The sequence below is a fragment of the Actinoplanes oblitus genome (assembly GCF_030252345.1).
Classification (GTDB): Bacteria; Actinomycetota; Actinomycetes; order Mycobacteriales; family Micromonosporaceae; genus Actinoplanes; species Actinoplanes oblitus.
In genome coordinates this window covers 1,750,242-1,773,017 of sequence record NZ_CP126980.1, presented here as the reverse complement: position 1 = coordinate 1,773,017, position 22,776 = coordinate 1,750,242, and the positions used below count along the sequence as shown (strand labels likewise).

Genomic DNA, 22,776 nt, shown 5'->3' with positions numbered 1-22,776 from the left:
AGTTTCGCACAGGATCTAATTATTAGTTGATTGATAGTTAGATGGTGAACTAGTTTGGCCGCATGACTCGCGACTTCCGCCTGCTCGCCTCCGGCCAGACCCTCTCCTGGCTCGGCAACGGCTTCCAGACCGTGGCACTCGCCGTCGCCGTGGTCACCCATGGCGGCGGCGCCGGTCACCTCGGGCTGGTGATGGCCGCCTCGGTGATCACCATGCTGGCCGGCACGCTGTTCGGCGGCGTCTGGGCCGACCGCCTCCAGCCGCGCCACGTCATGGCCGTCTCCGACCTGGTCCGCCTGCTGGCCACGGCCGGCATCGCGGCGATGTTCGCCGGCGGCGGCTACCACCTGCCGCTGCTCTGCGCGCTCACCGTCGTCTCGGCCGGCGCCGGCGCGTTCTTCTCCCCGGCGATGAGCGCGCTCAAGCCGCTGCTCGTCCCGGCCCAGCAGCTCCAGCGGGCCAACGCCACGCTGACCATGCTGCAGACCGCCTGCGGGGTGGCCGGGCCGGCGCTCGGCGGCCTCACCGTCGCCGCCTTCGGCGCTCCGGCCGGCTTCGCCGCCAATGCGGTCAGCTTCGGGTTGTCCGGCGTCTTCGCCGCCATGCTTTCGGTACGCGCGGAGCGCGGTCCCCGTACCTCGATGGTCAGCGAACTGGCCGCCGGCTGGCAGGAGATCCGTGGCCGTGACTGGCTGATCGGCGGACTGTTCGGCGCCACGGTCTACCACATCGCCAACGGGATGGTCCTGGTGCTGGTCCAGGTGATCGCCATGCACCGCCTCGGCGGCGCGCACGCCCTCGGCTGGATCTCGGCCGCCGAGGGCCTCGGCGGCCTGCTCGGCTCGGCGCTGGCCCTGCGCTTCCAGCCCCGCCGGCTGCTCCGGGCCGGCTGGCTGGCCCTGCTGCTCATGCCGTTCTGGGCGCTGTCCTACGTTCGGCCCGGCGTGCTCACCGCGATCCTCGCCGGCGCCATCATCGGATACGGCGGCCTGATGTTCTTCGCGGTGGCCTGGGAGACCGCCATCCAGGACCGGGTCCCGCAGGCCATGCTCGGCCGCGTCGCCTCCTGGGACTATCTGACGTCCTTCCTGGCGATGCCGCTGGGCAACGCCCTGGCCGGGCCACTCTCCGCCCGTTTCGGGGTCGACCGGGTGATGGTCGCGTGCGCGGTCGTCCTCTTCGCCTCGTCCGCGGCGCAGCTGCTGATCCCCGGGGTCCGCACGCTGACCCGCACCACCGAACCGGACGTCGCGCTGGCGCCTGCCTGACCGCAGCCCGCACGCATGACCCGCACCACCGAACCGGATGTCGCGCCGGCCCCTGCCTGACCGGATGACCCGTACCACCGAACCGGACGTCGCGCCGGCGCCTGCTTGAGCGGCGTCCGGGGTGGGTGCCCCCGCCGGCGGCGTAGTTGAGGGCTGCCCACCGGATCCGACCGGCGGCTCAGCCGCGGGCGGGGCCCCGCGCGCGGGGCTTCCCGGCGGGGCCGCCCCGGCTCGCCCACGCCCCCAGCCGAGGCCAGCCGAGGGCAGCCGAGGCCAGCCGAGGGCCCACCCTCCCGGGGGCCCCCGCCACCGCCAGTGTGCCGCCGAACCCCGAGATCACGGCGGCGGCCTGTGGACAACCCGCCGCTGTGGACAACCCGGGTCAGGCCGCCAGCAGGCCGGCCAGCGCCGCGATCAGGTGCGGCTTCGTCGGAACACCGGTGGCGCGGCGGGTCACCCGGCCGTCCGCGTCGAGGATCAGCAGTGTCGGCGTCCGCGAGATCCGCAGGGCGCGCACCTCGTCGAGGTGGCTCTCGGCGTCGACCTCGATGTGCCGCACCGCCGGGAGCAGGCCGGCCACCTCGGCGCTGACCCGGCGCACCGCCCGGCATGGCGCGCAGAACGCGGTGGAGAACTGCAACAGCGTGACCCGGCCGGGCTCGACCCCGAGCCGCTCCAGCAACGCGCCGTCGAGCCGCCCGGCATCCCCCGCATCCACCACCCCACCAGTCTGCTCCGCCGCCGCGCGCACCGACCACCGCACCCGGTCAGGCGGACTGATAGGCGCTGGCCTGCAACGTGAACAACTGCGCGTAGATCCCGTCAGCCGCCAGCAACTCATCGTGGTCGCCCTCCTCGACGACCCTCCCGTGGTCCAGCACGAAGATCCGGTCGGCCTCCCGGACGCTCGCCATCCGGTGCGTGATCAGCACCACCGTCCTGCCGGCCGCCAGGTCCCGCAGCCGCCGATAGACCTCGTGCTCGGCCCGCGCGTCGAGGTTCGCCGTCGGCTCGTCGCAGATCAGCAGCGGCGCGTCCCGGTGGAACGCCCGGCTCACCGCGAGCCGCTGCCACTGCCCGCCGGACAGGTCCGCGCCGTCGGTGAAGTGCCGGGACAGCAGGGTGTCGTACTTACGGGCCAGCTCCATCACGAACTCGTGGGCGTCCCCGGCCCGGGCCGACTCCTGCACCTGGGCCAGCGACGCCGGACGGTCGTGCCGGCCGATCGCGATGTTGGCGCGGGCCGACAGCGGCCACCGGGTCGGCTCCTGCATCACCACCGCGACCCGATCCCGCAGCGACTCCGGATGAAACCGGGAGACGTTCACCCCGTCCCAGGTGATCGTTCCCTGCTGCGGGCGGTACAGCCCGGCCAGCACGGCGGCCAGCGTCGACTTGCCGGAGCCGTTCTCGCCGACCAGCGCGATGATCTCGCCGCGGCGCAGGGTCATGGTGATCCCGTCGACCGCCGCCCGCTCGGCGTCCGGGTAGCGGAAGGTCACCCGGTCCAGCCGGATCTCGCCGAAGCCGGCCGGGGCACGCAGCTCCGGCGACGGCTCGGCGTGCGCCAGCGACATCGCGCAGAACCCCTGGAAGTCGGCGAAGTAGAGGCCCTGCTCGTACACCCGGTTCACCGAGAAGGCCAGCTCGCGGAGCTTGCCGATGCCGATGTTGATGGCGTAGGCGGCGGCGCCCCCGACGGCCAGTTCCATCCGGCCGGTCGAGAGCAGCCAGAGCAGCACCAGGTAGGCGAGTCCGCTGATCAGGCCGCTGAGCGCCTGGCCGTACAGGTTGGTGCGGACCGAGCGGGTGACCACCCGGATCTCCTCGGCGGTGGAGATCCGCAGCAGCCGGGCGACCTCGGCGAGCAGGAACCGGCGGACCGTGAAGGCACGTAGTTCGCCGGCCGGTTCCCGGGCCGCCAGGAGGTAGGCGAGCATCCGCTGACGCCGCCAGACCGCTATCAGTTTCAGCTCGCTGCGGTAGTTGAGCCGGGCCGCGCGGACCGCCGCCCAGCCGCTCGGCACCGCCGCCAGCACCAGCAGCGGCAGCAGGATCGGGTGCAGCACGGCGAGCACACCGGCCGCGGCGACCAGCCCGACCAGGTTGGTGAGCACCTCGATGCCGAAGTCGACCACCTGCTGCGCGGCCGGGATCCCGCGATCGCGGGCCCGCTCCATGGCGTCCCGCCAGTCCGGATCGTCGAAGGTGGCCAGGTCGACCCGGGTGGTCAGGTCGAGCAGGCGGTTCTCGGCGGCCTCATAGACCGCCGGCGACAGACGGCCGTGGGTCGCGGTCGCGGCGTTCGTCAGCAGGCCGCGCACGGCCAGGGCCACCACGAGCAAGACCAGCGACGGTACGGCGGCCCGCACCCGTTCCGGCGTGGGCCCGGCCTGCAGCAGTCCGTCGAACACGCCGACCGTGCTGATCAGCCCGAGCGCCCCGGCCACCCCGGCGGCGACCTGCAGCACCAGCACGGCGGTCGTGGTACCCGGGCCGGCCCGCCAGGCCAGCAGCCAGGCGTCCTTGAGCAGGTGCGGAAGCCGCCGCAGCATCCGCAGGAAACCGGTGTTCGCGGCCTCCTGCGTGCTGGTCAGCCAGTAGGGCACGTCCAGCTCACCGTCGCCCCCGGTCTCCAGCATCGTGGTGCCGTCCGCTGCCGCACCGCCATCGCCGCGCGCGGCGGACGCACCGGAATCATCGACGGCCCCGAACACGGCGTCACCGACCGCGACCCGTCCACCGGGATCACCGGCGGCATCGGCGGCGCGGTCGTCGCGCGCGACGGGCCGGCCGGGATCACCGGCGGCATCGGCGGCGGGGTCGTCGCGCGCGACGGGCCGGCCGGGATCACCGGCGGCATCGGGCACGGGTCGGGGGTTGTCGGCAGGGCGGGCGGGGCTGGCGTCCGGCATCGGCGGCCTCCGGTCGGGGGTCCCTCCGTTCCGTTCCTACGCCGCTCGCCCACCCACTGTCCACGGAGCGAACGGCTCACTCACGCGAATCCCCTACTACTGGGTCTTTCCGCCGCGACCACCCGCGGACGTCGCCCTTGCGGGCCGGGCGTCCGGGACGCGCCAGCGTCCTGCCCGGCCCGCAAGGGTCCCTGGCGGGAGCGACGATCAGTGATCAGCGCGGATCCGAGTCATCGATCCCTTGCATTTGATCTTGGTTGGTGCCGGCTGCGACGGCCACGCCTCCGTCAGGCCGGATCGAGCAGGCGCCGCAGCCGGGCCGCCTGGGTCTCCCAGCGCCACTCCCGCTCGACCCAGGCGCGGCCCGCCTTGCCCATCGTCCTGGCGAGATCAGGATCGGACAGCAGCTCTGCCACGCGGGCGGCGATGGCGGGCACGTCGCGGCCACCGACCACGTAACCCGTCTCGCCCTCGCGGACCGCGTCCGGGGCGCCGCCGGAGTCGCCGCCGACCACCGGCAGGCCGGTCGCCGAAGCCTCCAGGTAGACGATGCCGAGACCCTCGACGTCCAGGCCGGCGGCCCGGGTGCGGCACGGCATCGCGTAGACGTCGCCGGCCGCGTAGTGCTCGGGCAGCTCGTTCCACGGGACCGAGCCGGTGAAGACCACGTCGGACTCGACGTCGTGCTCGCGCGCCAGGCGGGCCAGCGTCTTGCGGTGCGGGCCACCACTGACCAGCAGCAACGCGGCACCCGGGACGCGGCGGCGGATCTCCGGAAGGGCACGGATCAACATGTCCTGGCCCTTGCGCGGAACCAGCCGGGACACGCAGACGACCACCGGGCGGCCGGACAGCCCGTGCCGCGCGCGGACCGCCGAACCGTCGACGCCGGGGTGGAACGTGTCCACGTCGACCCCGGGCGCGAGCCGCCGCAGGTCGGTCAGGCCGTGCAGCGCCTTGTCCAGGCGGATGCGCTGGTAGTCACCCAGGTACGTGATCACGTCGTTGCCCCGGGCGATGCGGCGCAGCAGGCCGCGGGCGCCGGGCAGCGCCGCCCAGCCGATCTCGTGCCCGTGGGTGATCCCGACCGCCCGGGTGATCCCGGCGTCCCGGCGCAGGCCGTGGGCGAGCAGGCCGAGCGGGGCGGCGGCGCCGAACAGGACGCTGTCGCAGCCGTGCGCCCGGGCCAGCTCGGCGGCCCGCCGGGCGACCCGCGGGGTGGGCAGCAGCATGCCGGTGTCCTCGCGGACCACCTCGAACGGCTGCTCGGCGTCGAACGCGGCAGCGCCCTTCCAGGTGGACGAGTAGACCACCACCGAACCGGCCGGCTGGCGCACCGCCAGGTTGTGCACGAACTGCTGGATGCCGCCGGGCCGGGGCGGGAAGTCATTGGTGACCAGCAGGGTGCGCCCCATCAGCGCTCACCCCGGGCGTACGCGCGGGCCGCGGCCATCCGCTGCACGGTGGACGGGTGCGAGGCGAACATCAGGAACTCCCAGGTCGGCGGATCAGGATCGGACAGGTTCACGGTGCCGAGGCGGCGCTGCATGGCCTCGAAGGTCTGCGGGTCGCCGGTCAGGTCCAGGGCGTGCCGGTCGGCGCGGGCCTCGATCCGCCGGGAGACGAACGCCTGGCCCGGGCCGGCCACCAGCCCGGCGACAGCGGCCACGGCGAGCAGCAGGCCGATCGCCCGCGGCTCGCCGATCGAGTCCACCCCGGCCAGCCGGAGCAGCCCGGTCCAGGAGCCGAGCAGGTAGACCGCGATCACCGCGAGCGCGGCGCCGAGCGCGCCGAGCAGCGTCCCAGTGAGCACGTCGCCGTCCTTGGCGTGCCCGAGCTCGTGCGCGGCCACCGAGACCACCTCGTCGGGGGTGGCCTCGGTGAGCATGGTGTCGTAGACGACGATGCGCCGGGTCGGGCCCAGGCCGGAGACATAGGCGTTGACCGCCCGGGTGCGCCGGGACGCGTCGGCGACCAGCACGTCCTTGACCGGCACGCCGTCGCGGTCGGCGAGCTGGATCAGCTCGGTGCGCAGCGGACCGTCCGGCATCGGGGTGAACCTGTTGAAGATCGGCTCGACCACCACCGGGAGCACGAAGGAGAGCAGCACGACGAGCCCGGCCGCGCCGGCCGCGCCGAACGCCCACCACCAGCGGGGCGCGAAGTGCGTGACGGTGAAGAAGCCGGCCAGCGCGAGCCCGCCCAGCACCGCGCCGACCAGCAGCGATTTGGCCAGGTCGGCGCCCCAGCCGCCCCAGGACTGGGTGGAGATGCCGTAACGCACCACGATGGTGTGCCGCCAGGCCGCGAGCGGCACGGTGAGCAGCTCGCCGGCGAGCACCACGAGCAGGCCGCCGAGCACCGCCCGGGCCAGCCAGTGGTCGCCGAACGGCCGGCCGGCCAGCTCGACCAGCCGGGCGCCGATCGGGGTGAGCCCCAGCAGCAGCGCCACCAGCAGGCCCAGCGCCATGCTCAGGTAGCTGCCCGGACGCAGCTCGGCCCGGAACTGCCGGGCCCGGGCCACCTGCTCGGACGGGAACTGGCCGAGCGCGGCCACCTGATCGGCGCGCGGCGCGGGGGTGCGATGCCAGGGCACGGTCAGCGCCGCGAACAGCACGAGCGCCACGAGAAGCACCCCGAACACGACGAGGGCCCACCACCGGGGAGTCATGACGAAAGATCCTAGGCCGTCGTCATGATCACGCCACGTGGCGGCGGAACGGGACGATCGCCGGTGGCTCCGGGGTCTCCAGCAGCTCCACCTCGAAGCCGGCCAGCTCGAACGTCTCGATCGCCCGCAGCTCGCCGGGAGTCAGGTCGGCGATCCCACCGGGTGTCTGCTCCAGCACACTGACCAGGCATCCGGTGCACTCGTCGGTCCGCTCGACGCAGCGACCACAATCGATGATCATTAGCCCTCCTCAACCGGGAGGGGCCGATCCGCGCGACGGATCGGTCACCTCAGGTGACCGTCACGCTAGGCGAGGGGTACGACAAAACCTCAGGGGTACGCCGAACCTCAGGAGCGAGCGAGCCGGCGCAGCAGCGAGTCCGCGCCCATCGGATAGGCACCGTGCCGGCGCACGCCGTCGGCCACCTCCCGGTCCGAGGAGACCACCACGAGCGGGCGGCCCGGCGGCTCCGCCCGGACCAGCTGCCGGATCAGCTCGTCGGCGGTGGTGCCCTTGCGGGAGAAGAGCACCCGGACGCCACGCGGCGCGGGCGGCAGCCCGTGCACCCGCTCGGCCCCGTCGAAGACCACGGTGACCTCGTCGCCGGTCTGCGCGGCGATCCCGCCCAGTCCGGTGATCAGGCGTTTGCGCTGCTGCTCCAGAGACATGTCGGCGAAGCCGCGCTTGGTGACGTTGTAACCGTCCACGATCAGGTGGGCGCGGGGCAGTGCGAGCAGCTGGTCGAGCCGGCCCGGGTCGTCGGTGTCCTGAGCCCGGGCACGGGACCGCTCCGGGGCGCCGGGCCGGTCCGCCGCCGCGTCGGCCACGAAGTCGGCGGGGAGCTTGTCGGTCGGATCCAGGGCCAGCTCGCGGCGCAGCCCGGTGGCCGCCTGCCCGATCGTCTCGAGCAGCAGCCAGAGGCGGGCGTCGTCGACCGCCCGGGCGTCCTTGGCCGCCTGCTTGCCGGTGGCGGCGCTGGCCTCGGCGTCGGCGAGGCGGGACCGCATCCGGCGGATCTCCGCCTCGTGATCGAGAGCGGCACGCGACGCGCGGCCCTTCTCGGTGGCCAGCAGGTCGGCGGCGCGTTTCTGCGCGGCCAGCGCGTCGCGCAGCGCTTTGGCCGTGGTGCGCGCCTCCTCGCGCAGCTGGCCGAGCTCCTCGCGGACCCGGGCCAACTCGTCGCGCAGCTTATCGGCCTCCACCCGGGCCACCGCCCGGTCGTGCTCGGCCCGGGTGGCGCGCTGCTCGGCGGCGCGCAGCCGGTCGGCCTGGGCGGCGCTGTCCGCGTCGGCCCGGACCACGTCGCCGGCCGCGTCGATCAGCTCCCGCCAGCCGTCCGGCCGGGCCAGGTAGGCCAGCGCCGCGACCTCGACCGGGTCGGCGGCGGCCGGGGCGACCCCGGCGGTCACCGCGGCACCCAGGTCACCGGCCTCGGTGACGATCCGGGCGCCGATCCGCTGCCGGAACAGCGGGTCCGCGGTGAGCTGGGCGGCGATCTCCCGGCCGCCGAGCCGGGCCCGCCGGTTCGGCGCGAAGCGGGCCACCCGGCGCAGCGCGACCGGGATCTCGTCGCCGGGCAGGCCGGGCAGCGCCGCGGCGGCCAGCGTCATGATCCGCTGGCGGACCGGCTCGGGCAGGATCGGCTCCGGGAGCGTGGGTTCCGGCACGTCCGGGTTCAGGAGGTCCGCAGCCGGGAACGCCACCTCCGCTACGGGGCGGTCGTCGGGTTCCAGCGGTACGGACATCCACCCATTCTCACACCGTGGCAAGCGAAAACGCTTGCCGAGGCAAGTGATCTTTTCCTGGTGGGCTCGGTTTATGTCATACCCCCGCTCTAATGTTCCCGGCCGTGGCACAACCGGCTTATGTGCAGGGCACTCTGGACACGCTGCTGTCCGCCGACGGCTCGGTGGATCCGGCCGCCGTCTCGCTCGCCGACACCACGTTCGTGGTGCTCGACCTGGAGACCACCGGTGGCGCTCCGGACGGCGGCGGGATCACCGAGATCGGCGCGGTCAAGGTTCGTGGCGGCCAGCGGCTGGGCGAGTTCGGCACGCTGGTCAACCCGGGTGAGCCGCTGCCGCCGTTCATCACCGTCCTGACCGGCATCACCGAGGCGATGCTGCGCCCCGCCCCGCCGATCGAGACGGTGCTGCCGGCCCTGCTGGAGTTCCTCCGCGGCGCCGTGCTGGTCGCCCACAACGCGCCCTACGACGTGGGGTTTCTCAAGGCCGCCTGCGCCCGGCACGGCTATCCGTGGCCGGCGCCCCGGGTGCTGGACACCGCCGCGCTGGCCCGCCGCGCGCTGACCCGCGACGAGGTGCCGAACCGGAAGCTCGGCACCCTGGCCCACTTCTTCCGGTCCACCGTCGAGCCCAACCACCGGGCGCTGGACGACGCCAAGGCCACGGTCGACGTGCTGCACGGCCTGATCGAGCGCCTGGGCAGCTACAAGGTGCACACCCTGGGCGACGCGATCGAGTTCGCCAAGGCGATCACCCCGGCCCAGCGCAACCGCCGGCACCTGGCCGACAACCTGCCGCACGTCCCCGGGGTCTACATCTTCCGCGCCGCCGACGACCGCCCGCTCTACGTCGGCACCTCCAAGGACGTCGCCACCCGGGTGCGGAGCTATTTCACCGCCGGCGAGAAACGCGCCCGGATCTCCGAGATGCTCACCGCGGCGGTCCGGGTGGAGGCGGTGGAGTGCGCCCACGCGCTCGAGGCGGAGGTGCGGGAGCTGCGCCTGATCGCCTCGCACGCCCCGCCGTACAACCGCCGTTCCAAGTACCCGGAGCGGATGGTCTGGCTGAAGCTGACGGCCGAGGCGTTCCCGCGGCTGTCGGTGGTCCGCCGGTTCGCCGACGACGGCGGGACCTACCTGGGCCCGTTCTCCTCCCGGCGCACCGCTGAGCTGGCCGCCGCCGGGGTCTATGACGCCGTGCCGCTGCGACAGTGCAATCACAAGCTCTCGCTGCGGGTGAAAACTCCGGCCTGCGCCCTGGCCGAGCTGGGCCGCTGCCCGGCGCCGTGCGAGCACGAGATCACCCGGGAGGATTACGACGTGCGGGCCGCCCTCCCGTTCCGGGTCGCCACTTCGGGGGACCCCGGTCCGGTGATCGAGGCGATCCTGGCCCGCATCGACACGCTCAGCGACCGGCAGCGCTACGAGGAGGCCACCACCCTCCGCTCCCGCTTGATCGCCCTGCTGCGGGCGCTCATCCGGATGCAGAAACTGGACGCGCTGACCCGGCTGCCGGAGATCGTCGCCGCCCGGCGGAACGACAAGGGTGGCTGGGAGATCGCCGTGGTGCGGCACGGCCGGCTGGCCGCGGCGGCCACCTCCCCGCCCCGTGAGCACCCGAGACCCACCCTGGACGCGGCGAAACTGACAGCCGAGACGGTCCTTCCCGGACCGGGCCCGGTGCCGGCCGCGTCCGCCGAGGAGACCGAGCGGGTCCTCGCGTGGCTGGAGCGGGTGGACACCCGCTTGGTGGAAACCTCCGGCGACTGGGTGTCACCGGCCCGTGGCGCGGCGCGATTCACCGCCCTCCTCAGCAGGGCCGAGGCGGCCGCTTCGGCCCAAGACTCGACCGTTCGCCTATCAGTAACTGACCGTTCGGATGACGCTCGCTCGCTTAGGCTGTAAGGCACGCGGGGAGCTTGTGGTGATTCCGGTTGTTGGAGTCGCAGCCACCTCAGCTTCTCGTGCCATGCTTCAAAGCAGGCATGGGAGATCGGTGAGGGGGTGTCCGGGTGGACGTCGACGCCGGCCACGGCGCCGCTCTCGGTCGTGCCCTGCCGGCCGCCACGTCCCAGGCCGGCTCCTCGAGCCCGCTGAACTTCACCCGCCGGTTGCGTTCGCTGCTGAACTTTCAGGGCAATGACGACGATCCGGTCTCGACGCTGGCGCGTACGCACCGGTCCATCCATCCGTCGGCCGATGTGGCCCTGCTCCGGCGCAGCTACTCGATCGCCGAGAGCATGCACCGCGGCCAGTTCCGCAAGTCCGGCGACCCCTACATCACGCATCCGCTCGCCGTCGCGCAGATCTGCGCCGAGCTCGGCATGGACACCACCACGCTGGTCGCCTCGCTGCTGCACGACACGGTGGAGGACACCAGCTACACGCTGGAGGCGCTGGAGGGCGACTTCGGTCCCGAGGTGACCCACCTGGTCGACGGCGTGACCAAGTTCGACAAGGCGTTCTACGGCAAGGCCGCCGAGGGCGAGACGATCCGCAAGATGATCGTCGCGGCCGGCAAGGACGTCCGGGTGCTGGTGATCAAGCTGGCCGACCGGCTGCACAACATGCGGACGCTGGACGCCCGCTCCCCCGCCTCCCGGGCCCGGATCGCCAACGCCACGCTGGACGTGCTGGTCCCGCTCTGCGACCGGCTCGGCATCCAGGCGCTCAAGCGCGATCTGGACGACGTGGTGCTCTTCCACCTGGAGCCGGACGCCTTCGCCCGGATCGACGAGCACGTGAAAAACCGTCCCGGCTGGAACGAGTACCTGGCCGACGTCTCCGGCAAGGCGCGCACCGCGCTGCGCCGCTCCCGGGTCGACGCCGAGGTGACCCCGCGTCCCCGGCACTACTACTCGATCTGGAAGGACACCGTCGCCGGCGGCCACACCGTGCCGCTCGACCTGCCCCGGATCGCGGTGGTGGTGGACGGGCCGGACACCGACTGCTACGCGGCGCTCGGCGCGATCCACGGCCGCTGGCGCCCGGTCGCCGGCCGGTTCAAGGACTTCATCGCCTCGCCGAAAAACAACCTGTACCGCTCGCTGCACACCACCGTGGTCGGTCCGGAGGGACGCCTCGTCGAGGTCCTGATCCGCACCGAGACCATGCATCGGTACTCGGAGTACGGCGTCGCCACCAGCTACCGATATCCGAAGGTGTCCGACGAGCCACCCGGCGCCGACCAGCTGACCTGGCTGAAACGTGTGCTCGACTGGCAGCAGGACACCACCGACGCGGCCGAGTTCCTCGATTCGCTCCGATGTGACCTCGCCGAGGCCCAGATCACCGTCTTCGCCCACGGCAACGCCTACGAGTTACCCAGTGGCTCCACCCCGGTCGACCTGGCGTACGAATTGGGCCCGCAGAAGGGCGACCAGTGCCTGGCCGCCACCATCAACGGACGTCTCGCCCCCCTCAGCTCCCCCCTCCGTGACGGTGACGTCGTCGAGATCTTCTCGGAGAACGACGGGCAGACCGAGGTCGAGCCGAACGCGCCACGCGGCCCCCGCAAGGAGTGGCTCGGGTTCGTCAAGTCGAGCCAGGCGCAGATGCAGATCAACCGCTACTTCGACGAGCGGAACGAGCCCGGCATCAGCATCGCCGACAAGGTGCGTCTCGGCCGGGCCACCATCGGTCTCACCCTCCGCAAACACGATCGCGGCCTGGCCAGCGAGGTGCCGCTGCGCCGCCTGGCCGAGGACCTCGGCTACCCCGACCTGGAGACCCTGCTGGTCGCGGTCTGCGACCGCGCTGTCGAGCCGGACGCGGTGGTCGAGCAGCTCATCGCGATGGTCGACCACCCGGACTGAGGCGTCCGGCGTTCCGGGCTAACCTTGCCCGCGTGAACATCTCTCGGCAGTTGCGCGGCCTTGCCTACCAAGTGTTCTACGGGCTGCCCCTGCCGGTGCGCCGTCACGTGGCCCGGGCCGTCTCCCCCAAGTTCCTGGTCGGGGCGGTCGCCGTGATCCGCGACTCGGAGGCCGCCGAGCCGGGGCGGGTGCTGCTGCTGCGCCAGCCGTCGAGCCGCGGCTGGGGCCTGCCGGCCGGCCTGCTCAAGCGTGGCGAGCTGCCCGCCGTCGGCGCCGCCCGCGAGCTGTTCGAGGAGTCCGGCGTCCGGATCGAGCCCGGTGACCTGCGCCCCGGCAATCCGAACGCGATCCTGCACCCCAACGCGGCGAATGTCGACATGGTCTGGTTCGGCTGGGTGCCGGCGTCCAGCACGCCGCTGGTGGTCGACGGCGGCGAGGTCCTGGAGGCCCGCTGGTTCCCGCTCGACGACCTGCCCCCGCTCACCTGGCCGACCGCGCGCCTGCTCGGCATCTACGGCCTCGGCCCGCGAGCCGGCGAGCTGCCGCCGTCGGTCACCGTCTCCGACACCGCACCGACCCGCCCGGCCTCCGCACCGTGACCGCCCCGGACCAGACCACGACATCGGAGACCACCGTGACCACCCCGGAGATCTGCGGCGTCGTGCTCGCCGCCGGTGAGGGCCAGCGCCTGCGCCCGCTCACCGCGTCCGTGCCCAAGGCACTCTGCCCGGTCGGCAATCTGCCGCTGCTCGACCACGCCCTGCGCCGCCTGGCCGGCCTCGGCCTGATCGGGCCCGCTCAGGTCGGCGTGAACGCGGCCTATCTCGCCGACCAGGTGGTCACGCACGCCACCGGCCGCGCGCACCTCTCGGTCGAGCTGGACGGCCCGCTCGGCACCTCAGGTGGCGTCGCCCGCCTCAAGGAGTGGATCGGCGGCCGCGGCGTGCTGGTCGGCAACGCCGACGCCTACCTGGTCGACCCGGTCCGCGAGCCGGGCAAGGACATCGCGGCACTGATCGACGGCTGGTCCGGCGAGACGGTGCGGATGCTGACCAAGCCGTGCCGCCCCGGCGAGACAGGCGGTTTCAGCGGACGCCGCTTCGCCGGCTTCTCCCTGATCCCGTGGCGCTTCGTCGTCGATCTGGAAGACCACAACACCGATTTGGTACGTACGGTGTGGCGCCCCGCCGAGGCCGAGGGCGCCCTGGAGCTGATCGGCTACGAGGGCTTGTACCTGGACACCGGCACCCCCGCGCTCTATCTGGAGGCGAACCTGCACGCCGCCGGCTCCGGACTGATCGACCCGGCCGCCGAGGTCACCGGCACCGCCGTGGAGTCGGTGATCGGCGCCGGCGCCCTGGTGGCCGGCAGCGTGACCCGGTGCGTGGTGTGGCCCGGTGCCACCGTCGAGGCCGGCGAGTCGCTCACCGACGCGATCCGAGCCCCGGGCGGCCTCACCGTGCCCGTCGCCTGACCGCCGCCGAGCCCCGCCAGGGTCAGCCGCCCCTCGCTTCGCCGAGCCGGTCCGCCCCGCCTAGCCGCCCAGCGGCGGGGCCGCCCGGCGCCGGCCCGTCCAGCTGCCCGGCGCGCGACCGCACAGCTACCCAGCACGCGGAACGACCGGCACGCGGCCGCACAGCTACCCAGCACGCGAAACGACCGGCACGCGGCCGCATAGCTACCCAATACGCGGAACGACCGGCACGCGACCGCACCAGCCGCCAGCGGGAGAACCGCCCGGCCCGGCGCGAGACCAACCCCGCGCGAGACCTGCCCCGGCGCTCAGTCCGCGTCGGGCAGCCCGATCGCGAACGCGTCCTCGAGATCGTGCTTGGAGTAGGCCCGGAACGCGATGTGCGACTCCGTGTTGACCACACCCGGCGTCTTGGAGATGCGGCCGGCGATGACCTCGGCGATGTCGTCGAAGCGCGGCACCCGCACGATGGCGATCAGGTCGACGTTGCCGGCGACCGAGTAGACCTCGCTGACGCCCTCCAGCGCCGCCAGTGCCTCCGCGACCTCGGGAATCGAATCGGTGGCGCAGTCGATGTGGACGATCGCGGTATTCACCTGAGGTCTCCTCACCCATGAGGCCGAATGTTCCGGGCCCATGCTATCCGCACCCGGATCAAGCCCGGCAGACGAACCGGCCGCACCACGCCCAGCCCGCCAGATGAACCGGCCACACCACGCCCAGCCCGCCAGACGAACCGGCCACACCACGCCCAGCCCGCCAGACGAACCGGCCGCACCCCGATGAAGCCCGGACGCGCCCGCCGGATCGAGTCCGGCAAAACGAACCGGCCCGCCGGCGACTGCCGACGGGCCGATCCGTGTGTACGTCTTACTTCTTGCCGGAGAGTTCCTCGCGCTTGGCGCTGGTGATCGGTGCCGGCGAGACCGGCGCCTCGGCCGGCTTCTCCACCGGGAAGAAGAAGCCCTTGACCGCCGGCGCGAGCGCCCCGATCTTGTTCATCTTCTTCGGCACGACCCAGCCGCGGTACTCCAGCGGCACCGGGTGCCCGTGCTCGTCCACCGGGCCGAGCGGCTGGTGGACCTCGACGAACTGCCCGTTCGGCAGGCGCTTGATGATGCCGGTCTCGACACCGTGCGCCAGCACCTCCCGGTCGTGCTGCTGCAGACCGAAGCAGATCCGGACCGAGATGTAGTACGCCAGCGGCGGCAGGATCAGCAGGCCGATACGACCGGCCCAGGTCATCGCGTTCAGGCTGATGTGGAACTTGTCAGCGATCACGTCGTTGCCGCCGGAGATCGTCGCGACCAGGAAGAACGCGAGCGCCATCATGCCGATGCCGACGCGCTCCGGGTTGTCCCGGGGACGCTGCAGCAGGTGGTGCGTGCGCTTGTCCTTCAGCTTCCGCGCTTCCAGCCACGGGTACGCCATCGGCAGCGTGAACAGCGCGCCGAGGCCGACCACGGCGGGCCAGAACAGCGGCGGGATGCTGTAGCCGTCGCCGATCGGGATGTAGATCTGCCAGTTCGGCATGAGCCGGACCAGGCCGTCCATGAACATGACGTACCAGTCGGGCTGCGACGCGGAGGAGACCTCGGCGGCGCGGTACGGGCCGAACATCCAGATCGGGTTGATCTGGAACAGACCGGCCATCAGCGCGATGACGCCGAAGACCGCCATGAAGAAGCCGCCCTGCTTCATCACGTACCGCGGGAACATGCGCTCGCCGACCACGTTCTCGTTGGTCCGCATCGGGCCCGGCCACTGGGTGTGCTTCTGCTTGAACACGATGCCCAGGTGGACGCTGATCAGCGCGAGCAGGATGCCCGGGATGAGCAGCACGTGCGCGATGTAGAACCGGCCGATGATGAACTCGCCCGGGTACTCCCCGCCGAAGATCGCGGCGGACAGCCAGGTACCGATCACCGGGAGGGACAGCATGATCGCGGAGGCGATGCGGAGACCGGTGCCGGAGAGGCCGTCGTCCGGCAGCGAGTAACCGGTGAAGCCGGCGAAGAACCCGAGCAGGAACAGCAGGACGCCGATCACCCAGTTGATCTCACGCGGCTTGCGGAACGCGCCGGTGAAGAACACGCGGGCCATGTGCACCACGATCGACGCCATGAACAGCAGCGCCGCCCAGTGGTGCATCTGGCGCATGAACAGACCACCGCGCACCTCGAACGAGAGGTGCAGGGAGGACGCGTACGCCGCCGACATCTCGGTGCCACGCAGCGCCGAGTAGGAGCCGTCGTAGGCGACCTCCTTCATCGACGGGTCGAAGAAGAGGGTCAGGAAGACGCCGCTGAGAAGCAGCACGATGAAGGAGAAGAGGGCGATCTCACCCAGCAGGAACGACCAGTGGTCTGGGAAGACCTTGTTCAGGAGCGCCCGGAGCGGGGTGGCCGCCTGGAAGCGGTCATCGACGCCCTTGGCGAAGTTGGCAGTTGCCTCGGCTGGATCAAGCTTTCGGCGTTTCACGGCCGCTCCCAGAAGTCGGGTCCGACAGTGTCCTTGAAGTCAGACGTTGCCACAAAGAAACCTTCGTCGTCCACCGACAGCGGCAGCATCGGCAGACGCCGGGTGGCGGGACCGAAGACCGGCTGCGCGTTGTCGGTGATCAGGAACTGCGACTGGTGGCACGGGCAGAGCAGCCGGTTCGTCTGCTGCTCGTACAGGCTGGCCGGGCAACCCGCGTGGGTGCAGATCTTCGAGTAGGCGACGTAGTCGGCCCACATCGAGCCCTTGTTGCGCGGGTCGGCACTGGCGTTCGCCCGGGTGATCGCCGCGTCGTCGGCCCGCAGGTGGATCAGCAGGGTCGGCGAGTCGGCGTACTTGTTGGTGGCGCCGCCCGGGATGCCCGGGTAGACGGTCATCTGACCACCGGCGCTGACGTCCTCGGGACGGATCGGGGACCCGTCCTCGCGGGTCAGCCGGACCAGCTTGCCGCCGTTGGTCACCGGGTTGAAGCCGGTGCGGTACATCATCGGCTCGGGGTCCTTGTGCGGGTTCTGGATCAGGCCGCCGACCAGCGGGGCCGCCGCGGCCAGGCCGAGCGGGGCCAGGCCGAGGCCGATCGCGCCCTTGAGCAGCGGGCGCCGCTGCACACCGAGCTCGTCCGCCACGTACATCATGGTCTGACCGGTGATCAGCCGCTCGTCGTCGGTGGACGGGTCACCGTGCCGCTGCTGGATCGAGAGCTCGTGCGGCAGCAGCTTCTTGGCCCAGGCCAGGATCGCGATACCCAGGGCGAACAGCGAGACGCCGAGCGTGATCCCGAGGACCGGGGTGTAGTAGTCGTTGATCGTGTGACCGAGCTGGTACTTCCACGGCCAGACGATGTAGAAGACCAGGAAGGCGATCGCGAACAGGCCGGAGAGCAGGAACAGGAAGGAGATGTTGCGGACGACCCGCTTCTCCGCCTTCGAGTTCGGCCCCTGGAACTGCGACTCGTACGTGACGATCTCGATGTCGTCGCGCCGCAGGCCTTCCTTGACGATGTCGAAGCGCGTCAGCTTCGGATCGGTCACGTCGACCGGCTCGGCGGCCGCGCCGTGATGCGTTGTCATGACTTCCCCGCAATCCAGAGCGACGTGAAGACCAGGATCGTGATGCCGACCAGGAAGATCGCCATGCCCTCGGTCGCCGGACCGTATCCACCCAGGTTGAAGATGCCGCCCGCGTCCTTGTTGTCCTGGAGCTGCACCGTGATGTACGTGATGATCTCGCGCTTCTGCTCCGGGGTGAGCTGGTTGTCCCCGAAGACCGGCATGTTCTGCGGGCCGGTCAGCATGGCGGCGTAGATCTGCTCCGGCGTGGCGTCGTGCAGGCTCGGGGCGAACTTGCCCGAGGAGAGCGCGCCGCCGGCGCCGGTGAAGCTGTGGCAGGAGGTGCAGTTGACCCGGAAGAGCTCGCCACCGCGGGCCAGCGCCTCGGGGTTGTCCTTCAGGTTCAGCTTCAGCTCGCCGTCCGGGATCTCCGGACCGCCGCCGATCTCCTGGATGTACTGCGCGAGCTGCTTGGTCTCATCCGGGGTGAACTGCGGCTTCTTCTGCTCGGCCTGGGCCTCCTGGCGAGTCATCGGCATGCGGCCGGTGCCCACCTGGAACTCGACCGACGCCGAGCCGACGCCGATCAGGCTGGGACCACGGCCCTCGACACCCTGACCGTCCCGCCCGTGGCAGGAGATGCAGCTGTTGTCGAAAAGCTCCTGGCCCTGCTGCGCCGCGGTGGAGAGCGGGGTGGTGTCCTCAGCGAACGCGCCGGGCGTGAAGGCGGTGTAGACGCCGCCGGCGAGCGCGAGCGCCGCGATCATGCGCACCGCGGCGCCGACCCGGCGGCGGGCCCGGCTGGGCGCGCCGCCGCGCCGGGAGAACACCCGGGCACGCCTGCGGGCGGGGGTGTCAGAAGTCATGGGCTATGTCCCTCTGGGTGTCGTTAGAGAACGTCGCCTGCGGCGCTTGTCACTTAAGCCAATAGATCATGGCGAACAGCGCGATCCACACGATGTCCACGAAGTGCCAGTAGTACGACACGACGATCGCCGACGTCGCCTGAGCCGGGGTGAAGCGGCCCATCGTCGTCCGGATCATGTAGATGATGAAGGCGATCAGGCCGCCGGTCACGTGCAGGCCGTGGAAGCCGGTGGTCAGGTAGAACATCGATCCATACCCGTCACCGTTGAGCTTCACGCCCTCGTGGACGAGGTTCCGGTACTCGTTCGCCTGGCCGAGCACGAAGATCAGGCCCATCACGAAGGTGAGCGTGAACCAGCGCCGCAGCGCGAACACGTCACCCTTCTCCGCCGCGAAGACGCCCAGCTGGCAGGTCACCGACGAGAGGACCAGGATCACGGTGAACGTGGTGGCGTACGGAATGTTGAGCTCTTTGGTGTGCTCCGCCCACATCTCGGGAGCCGCGGCGCGGATCGAGAAGTACATGGCGAACAACGCCGCGAAGAACATGAGCTCGCTGGAGAGCCACACGATGGTCCCGACGCTGACCATGTTGGGTCGGGTCAGCGAGTGGATCCGGCTCTTGTCGATGGCTGCCGCTGTCACGGGCTCATTATTCCCCCGCCATAGGTGCAAGGTCAGCCGGGGTCCCTAATCCGGCACTGTGGGCAGCCCGGAATATTCGGTGACCAGCGGGTAGGTCTAGCTTCGAGTGGTGCAGTCAGTCGAATTCGCCCCGCTCGCGGGCGCGGCCGGGGATACTGGACTCCCGCCGTTCACCGCGTCGGCCATCTTCACCCAGTTCCACTGGTTCAGCCTGATCGCGGTGGGTCTGCTGATCTCGGCCGCCCTGTATCTGTACGGCGTGCACCGGCTCCGGCAGCGCGGTGACCACTGGCCGGGCGGCCGCACCGCGGCGTTCGTCGCGGGTGGACTCGGCTCGATCGCCGCCGTCTCGGTGACCGGCATCGAGGCGTACGACACCACGCTGATCTCGGTGCACATGGTCCAGCACATGGTGCTCTCGATGATCGGGCCGATCTTCCTGGCCCTGGGCGCGCCGACCACCCTGGCCCTGCGAGTGCTGCACGGCCGGCCGCGCAAGACGCTGCTCGCCGTGGTCCACTCCCGGTACGTCCGGGTGCTGACGTTCCCGCTGGTCGCGTTCGGACTGTTCATCGCGAACCCGTTCGTCCTCTATTTCACCGGGCTGTACCGGCAGACCCTCGAGCACGCCTGGCTGCACGAGTTCATCCACGTGCACTTCATGGTCACCGGGTGCCTCTTCTTCTGGCCCCTGCTGGGCCTGGACCCGCTGCCGAACCGCTGGCCGTACCCGGGCCGGGCGCTGCTGATGGTGCTCTCGGTGCCGTTCCACACGGTGCTCGGGCTGACGATCATGCAGCAGCACGACCTGCTCGGCGGGGACTGGTACCCGAACCTGCACCTGGCCTGGATGGATCCGCACAGCGACCAGGTCACCGCGGGCGGCATCCTGTGGGCCGGCGGGGAGATCGTCAGCGTCACCATGCTCGGCATCCTGGTGGTGCAGTGGGTGCGCCAGTCGGAGCGGGAGGCCCGCCGGATCGACCGCGCCCTGGACCGCGTGGAGCTGGAGGAGGCGGCCGCCGCGTCCAAGATCACAGGGCCGGAGAACCCGGAGCGACCGGCCCCCGACGCCGGATAACAGATTCGGTACGATCCCTGGGACCTACAAGGTGAAGTGGGGCACACACATGAGCGACACCACCACGACCCGGCACACGGTTCTGCTATACAGCGACGACGCCGCGGTGCGCGACCGGATCCGGCTCGCCATCGGCACGCGTCCGGCGGCCGATCTCTCCGTCGAGTTCACCGACGCCTCCTCCTGGGAGGAGTGCCGGCGGCTGCTCGACGACTACGAGATCGACCTGATGGTGCTCGACGGTGAGGCGACCCCCGCCGGCGGGCTCGGCATCGCCCGTCAGACCAAGGACGAGTACCCGGACCCGCCGCCCACCTGCGTGGTGATCGCCCGTGCCGCGGATCGCTGGCTGGCGGCGTATTCGCAGGTCGACGCGACTCTGCTGGCCCCGCTCGACCCGGTCACCACCGGTCAGACGGTGGCCGGGCTGCTCCGGGCGCGCCGCGACGGCGCGATCCCGCTGGGCGCCCTCCCCCGCACCTGACCGCCTGAGAAGACACCCCCCCCCGACGGAGGCCCCGCCATGGGCGCACGCACCTGGCCGAACCTGACGATGTCCCTGCTGCGCGGCGAGGAGCTCGCCACCGCGGACACGGCCTGGGCGATGAGCGAGATCATGGCGGGCAACGCCACGCCGGTCCAGATCTCCGGATTCGCCGTGGCGCTGCGCGCCAAGGGCGAGACGCCGGCCGAGCTGGCCGGCCTGGTGGAGGCGATGCTCTCCAGCGCGACCCTGGTGGAGCTGCCCGCCGAGGTCCGCACCCGCGCTGTCGACGTGGTCGGCACCGGCGGCGACCGGGCCAACACGGTGAACATCTCCACCATGGCGGCGATCGTCACCGCCTCCGCCGGGGTGACGGTCGTCAAACACGGCAACCGGTCGGCGTCGTCCACCACGGGCACCGCCGACCTGCTGGAGCACTTCGGGATCCCGCTGGACCTCGGCCCGGCCGGGGTGAACCGGACGGTGGCCGAGGCCGGCATCGGCTTCTGCTTCGCCGCGCGGTACCACCCCGGCATGCGGCACGCCTCGGTGACCCGGCGTGAGCTGGGCGTGCCCACCTTCTTCAACATGCTCGGCCCGCTGACCAACCCGGCCCGGCCCACCTCCGCCGCGATCGGCTGCTTCGAGCCGCGGATGGCCCCGGTGATGGCCGCGGTCTTCGCCGAGCGCGGCGACTCGGCGCTGGTCATGCGCGGCGAGGACGGCCTCGACGAGTTCACCACCGCGGCGCCCACCCGGGTCTGGATCGCCCGCGACGGCAAGGTCGACGAGCTGCTGGTCGACGCGACCGAGCTGGGCCTGCCCCGGAGCGCGCCGGACGCGCTGCGCGGTGGCGACGTGGCCTTCAACGCCGACGTGGCGCGCCGCGTGTTCGCCGGTGAGACCGGTCCGGTGCGGGACGCGGTACTGGTCAACGCCGCGGCGGCGTTCGCCGCGCAGGGCGGCTTTCCGGGCGATTTCCGGGACACCATGCGGGCCGGGATCGCCCGGGCCGCCGAGGCGATCGACTCCGGCGCCACGACCGCCCTGCTGGACCGCTGGGTCACCGCCGCCCAGGCGGCCAAGGCCGCCGAGTAAAACCCGCTTACGGTACGCCCAGGGCACCCCGCCGTGGGCCACCCCGCGACGCCCAGCACCCTCCCCGCCGCACCGCGCTCGCGGTCCTGGCTGGCACCGCGCGCAGGACCGGCCGGCCGGCACCTCGCGCCATGCTGGGACTGTGCGGCAGGCTCGGTCAGCGATCGCGCGGGGCGGGCCGGAGCCCGCTCTCCCGCTTGCCGGCCAGGCGGCGAAACGGCACTACCTGCTGAAAAATCCGGAAAAAGACTGCAACACGCCGCTGGCAATGCTCGGCATCATGCGGTAGACGTGACAGCGTCTGAATGACATTCGGGTAATCCCACCTTCCGCACGAAGGAGACACCCGTGGACGAACGCGAACTGCGCTGCGTCATCTGCGACGGCGACATGCTGTTCGAGACGCCGCCCTGCGACGACGGGCACGACGACTGCCCCGAGCTGGTCTGCACCCGCTGCGGCGCGGCCGAGGTGATCGCCCCGATCGTCGTGCACCTGTGGCTGGAGCCCAGGTCCCCGCGCCGGATCGCCCCGCAGCAGCGCACCGCCGCCGCCTGACCCGGACCCGGGACACACCCGTGGGTCGCTGGTCGGCCCCGGGTGGGACCGCCTCGCGGGTTGGCGTGGGCGGCGTGGCTGCGGTTGGGGCAGCCCCAGGTCGTACCGGAAAATGGCGAACAGAAAGCCCGCACCTCCCGGAGAGGTGCGGGCTTTCGTGAGTCGAGCGGACCTGGCGGTCAGTGCTCGGCGGGCTGGCGGGTGCTGGAGTAGTACTCGAAGAGCATCCCGCAGGCGCTCAGGATGACCATGACCAGGCCGGCCGCGAGCAGCCACCACATCCAGAAGACCAGGCCCATGCCGGCGATCGCCGCGGAGAGCGCGATGCCGAACGGCCAGTAGCTGCCCGGGCTGAAGAAGCCCAGCTCGCCGGCGCCCTCGGCGATCTCGCCGTCCTCACGGTCCTCCGGGCGCAGGTCGATGCGGCGGGCGACGAACCAGAAGAAGCCACCGCACATCGAGCAGAGCAGTCCGGAAAGGATCAGCGCGACGGTGCCCACCCACTCGGTGTGGTCGCCGGTGCCCTTGGTGTAGAAGCCGTAGACGGTGGCCGCGCCGAACAGGAACAGGGCCACGCCCATGAAGATCTTGTACTCGGTCCTCATGT

21 protein-coding genes are annotated in these 22,776 nt (G+C 71.6%); 9 read left to right on the top strand and 12 right to left on the bottom strand.

The annotated features are described in order from the left end of the window. The first annotated feature begins 62 nt into the window (after nucleotides 1-62). The gene (locus Actob_RS08170) at nucleotides 63-1,268 is read left to right on the top strand and encodes an MFS transporter (RefSeq protein WP_284919454.1); all 1,206 of its coding nucleotides are present in this window, start codon (nucleotides 63-65) and stop codon (nucleotides 1,266-1,268) included. Between the two features lie 382 nt (nucleotides 1,269-1,650). Here the strand turns inward: Actob_RS08170 and Actob_RS08165 are convergent, their stop codons facing one another. The 6 genes from Actob_RS08165 to Actob_RS08140 all read right to left on the bottom strand — a co-directional run bounded on the left by Actob_RS08165 (nucleotide 1,651) and on the right by Actob_RS08140 (nucleotide 8,465). Beyond that, nucleotides 1,651-1,989: a TlpA family protein disulfide reductase gene (locus Actob_RS08165; protein ID WP_284919453.1), complete on the bottom strand. Its 339-nt coding sequence runs from the start codon at nucleotides 1,987-1,989 to the stop codon at nucleotides 1,651-1,653. 46 nt (nucleotides 1,990-2,035) lie between these two features. Next, entirely contained in the window at nucleotides 2,036-4,138 is a 2,103-nt protein-coding gene (locus Actob_RS08160; protein WP_284919452.1) for an ABC transporter ATP-binding protein, read from the bottom strand. Between the two features lie 332 nt (nucleotides 4,139-4,470). Beyond that, complete coding sequence (locus Actob_RS08155; protein WP_284919451.1) at nucleotides 4,471-5,598, bottom strand: glycosyltransferase family 4 protein; 1,128 nt, start codon at nucleotides 5,596-5,598, stop codon at nucleotides 4,471-4,473. After that, nucleotides 5,598-6,854, bottom strand: coding sequence for a M48 family metallopeptidase (locus Actob_RS08150; RefSeq protein ID WP_284919450.1), 1,257 nt, complete (start codon nucleotides 6,852-6,854; stop codon nucleotides 5,598-5,600). Before Actob_RS08150 ends, Actob_RS08155 begins: the two co-directional genes overlap by 1 nt. Nucleotides 6,855-6,882: 28 nt before the next feature. After that, complete coding sequence (locus tag Actob_RS08145; RefSeq protein WP_189336266.1) at nucleotides 6,883-7,095, bottom strand: hypothetical protein; 213 nt, start codon at nucleotides 7,093-7,095, stop codon at nucleotides 6,883-6,885. Nucleotides 7,096-7,202: 107 nt separating this feature from the next. After that, nucleotides 7,203-8,465 carry an NYN domain-containing protein gene (locus tag Actob_RS08140; protein ID WP_284922264.1) on the bottom strand — a complete coding sequence of 421 codons (1,263 nt, stop codon included), beginning with the start codon at nucleotides 8,463-8,465 and terminating at the stop codon, nucleotides 7,203-7,205. Between the two features lie 239 nt (nucleotides 8,466-8,704). On the opposite strand from Actob_RS08140, the gene Actob_RS08135 reads away from it, so the two are divergent. The 4 genes from Actob_RS08135 (at nucleotide 8,705) to Actob_RS08120 (ending at nucleotide 13,888) form a co-directional block, all read left to right on the top strand. Then, a complete protein-coding gene (locus Actob_RS08135) occupies nucleotides 8,705-10,504 on the top strand; it encodes a DEDD exonuclease domain-containing protein (protein ID WP_407653579.1) in 1,800 nt (599 codons plus the stop codon). Nucleotides 10,505-10,611: 107 nt separating this feature from the next. Then, nucleotides 10,612-12,414, top strand: coding sequence for a RelA/SpoT family protein (locus Actob_RS08130; RefSeq protein ID WP_284919448.1), 1,803 nt, complete (start codon nucleotides 10,612-10,614; stop codon nucleotides 12,412-12,414). 32 nt (nucleotides 12,415-12,446) lie between these two features. Continuing rightward, complete coding sequence (locus Actob_RS08125; RefSeq protein ID WP_284919447.1) at nucleotides 12,447-13,013, top strand: NUDIX domain-containing protein; 567 nt, start codon at nucleotides 12,447-12,449, stop codon at nucleotides 13,011-13,013. Next, nucleotides 13,010-13,888 (top strand): nucleotidyltransferase family protein, encoded by an 879-nt coding sequence (locus Actob_RS08120; RefSeq protein WP_284919446.1) that lies wholly within the window; start codon nucleotides 13,010-13,012, stop codon nucleotides 13,886-13,888. Before Actob_RS08125 ends, Actob_RS08120 begins: the two co-directional genes overlap by 4 nt. Nucleotides 13,889-14,196: 308 nt before the next feature. On the opposite strand, the gene Actob_RS08115 is transcribed toward Actob_RS08120, so the two are convergent. From Actob_RS08115 to ctaE, 5 genes are all read right to left on the bottom strand, one after another. Further along, on the bottom strand, nucleotides 14,197-14,484 hold the full coding sequence (locus tag Actob_RS08115; RefSeq protein WP_284919445.1) for an Lrp/AsnC family transcriptional regulator: 288 nt from the start codon (nucleotides 14,482-14,484) through the stop codon (nucleotides 14,197-14,199). 274 nt (nucleotides 14,485-14,758) lie between these two features. Continuing rightward, on the bottom strand, nucleotides 14,759-16,369 hold the full coding sequence (gene qcrB / locus Actob_RS08110) for a cytochrome bc1 complex cytochrome b subunit (RefSeq protein ID WP_284919444.1): 1,611 nt from the start codon (nucleotides 16,367-16,369) through the stop codon (nucleotides 14,759-14,761). Then, entirely contained in the window at nucleotides 16,366-17,457 is a 1,092-nt protein-coding gene (gene qcrA, locus Actob_RS08105) for a cytochrome bc1 complex Rieske iron-sulfur subunit (RefSeq protein ID WP_284919443.1), read from the bottom strand. Before qcrA ends, qcrB begins: the two co-directional genes overlap by 4 nt. Next, on the bottom strand, nucleotides 17,454-18,302 hold the full coding sequence (gene qcrC, locus Actob_RS08100) for a cytochrome bc1 complex diheme cytochrome c subunit (protein ID WP_284919442.1): 849 nt from the start codon (nucleotides 18,300-18,302) through the stop codon (nucleotides 17,454-17,456). Before qcrC ends, qcrA begins: the two co-directional genes overlap by 4 nt. 49 nt (nucleotides 18,303-18,351) lie before the next feature. Then, complete coding sequence (ctaE, locus tag Actob_RS08095; RefSeq protein WP_284919441.1) at nucleotides 18,352-18,948, bottom strand: aa3-type cytochrome oxidase subunit III; 597 nt, start codon at nucleotides 18,946-18,948, stop codon at nucleotides 18,352-18,354. A 109-nt stretch (nucleotides 18,949-19,057) separates the two neighbouring features. Between ctaE and Actob_RS08090 the strand changes: the two genes are divergently transcribed. The 4 genes from Actob_RS08090 (at nucleotide 19,058) to Actob_RS08075 (ending at nucleotide 22,169) form a co-directional block, all read left to right on the top strand. Continuing rightward, entirely contained in the window at nucleotides 19,058-20,029 is a 972-nt protein-coding gene (locus Actob_RS08090; RefSeq protein WP_284919440.1) for a cytochrome c oxidase assembly protein, read from the top strand. Nucleotides 20,030-20,078: 49 nt separating this feature from the next. After that, nucleotides 20,079-20,513, top strand: coding sequence for a hypothetical protein (locus Actob_RS08085; RefSeq protein WP_284919439.1), 435 nt, complete (start codon nucleotides 20,079-20,081; stop codon nucleotides 20,511-20,513). A gap of 39 nt (nucleotides 20,514-20,552) precedes the next feature. After that, nucleotides 20,553-21,611, top strand: coding sequence for an anthranilate phosphoribosyltransferase (trpD, locus tag Actob_RS08080; RefSeq protein ID WP_284919438.1), 1,059 nt, complete (start codon nucleotides 20,553-20,555; stop codon nucleotides 21,609-21,611). 348 nt (nucleotides 21,612-21,959) lie between these two features. Further along, nucleotides 21,960-22,169: a hypothetical protein gene (locus Actob_RS08075; RefSeq protein ID WP_284919437.1), complete on the top strand. Its 210-nt coding sequence runs from the start codon at nucleotides 21,960-21,962 to the stop codon at nucleotides 22,167-22,169. 179 nt (nucleotides 22,170-22,348) lie between these two features. Here Actob_RS08075 and Actob_RS08070 read toward each other — a convergent pair whose 3' ends face one another. Next, nucleotides 22,349-22,774, bottom strand: a complete 426-nt coding sequence (locus Actob_RS08070) for a cytochrome c oxidase subunit 4 (protein WP_284919436.1) — start codon at nucleotides 22,772-22,774, stop codon at nucleotides 22,349-22,351. Between the last annotated feature and the right edge of the window lie 2 nt (nucleotides 22,775-22,776).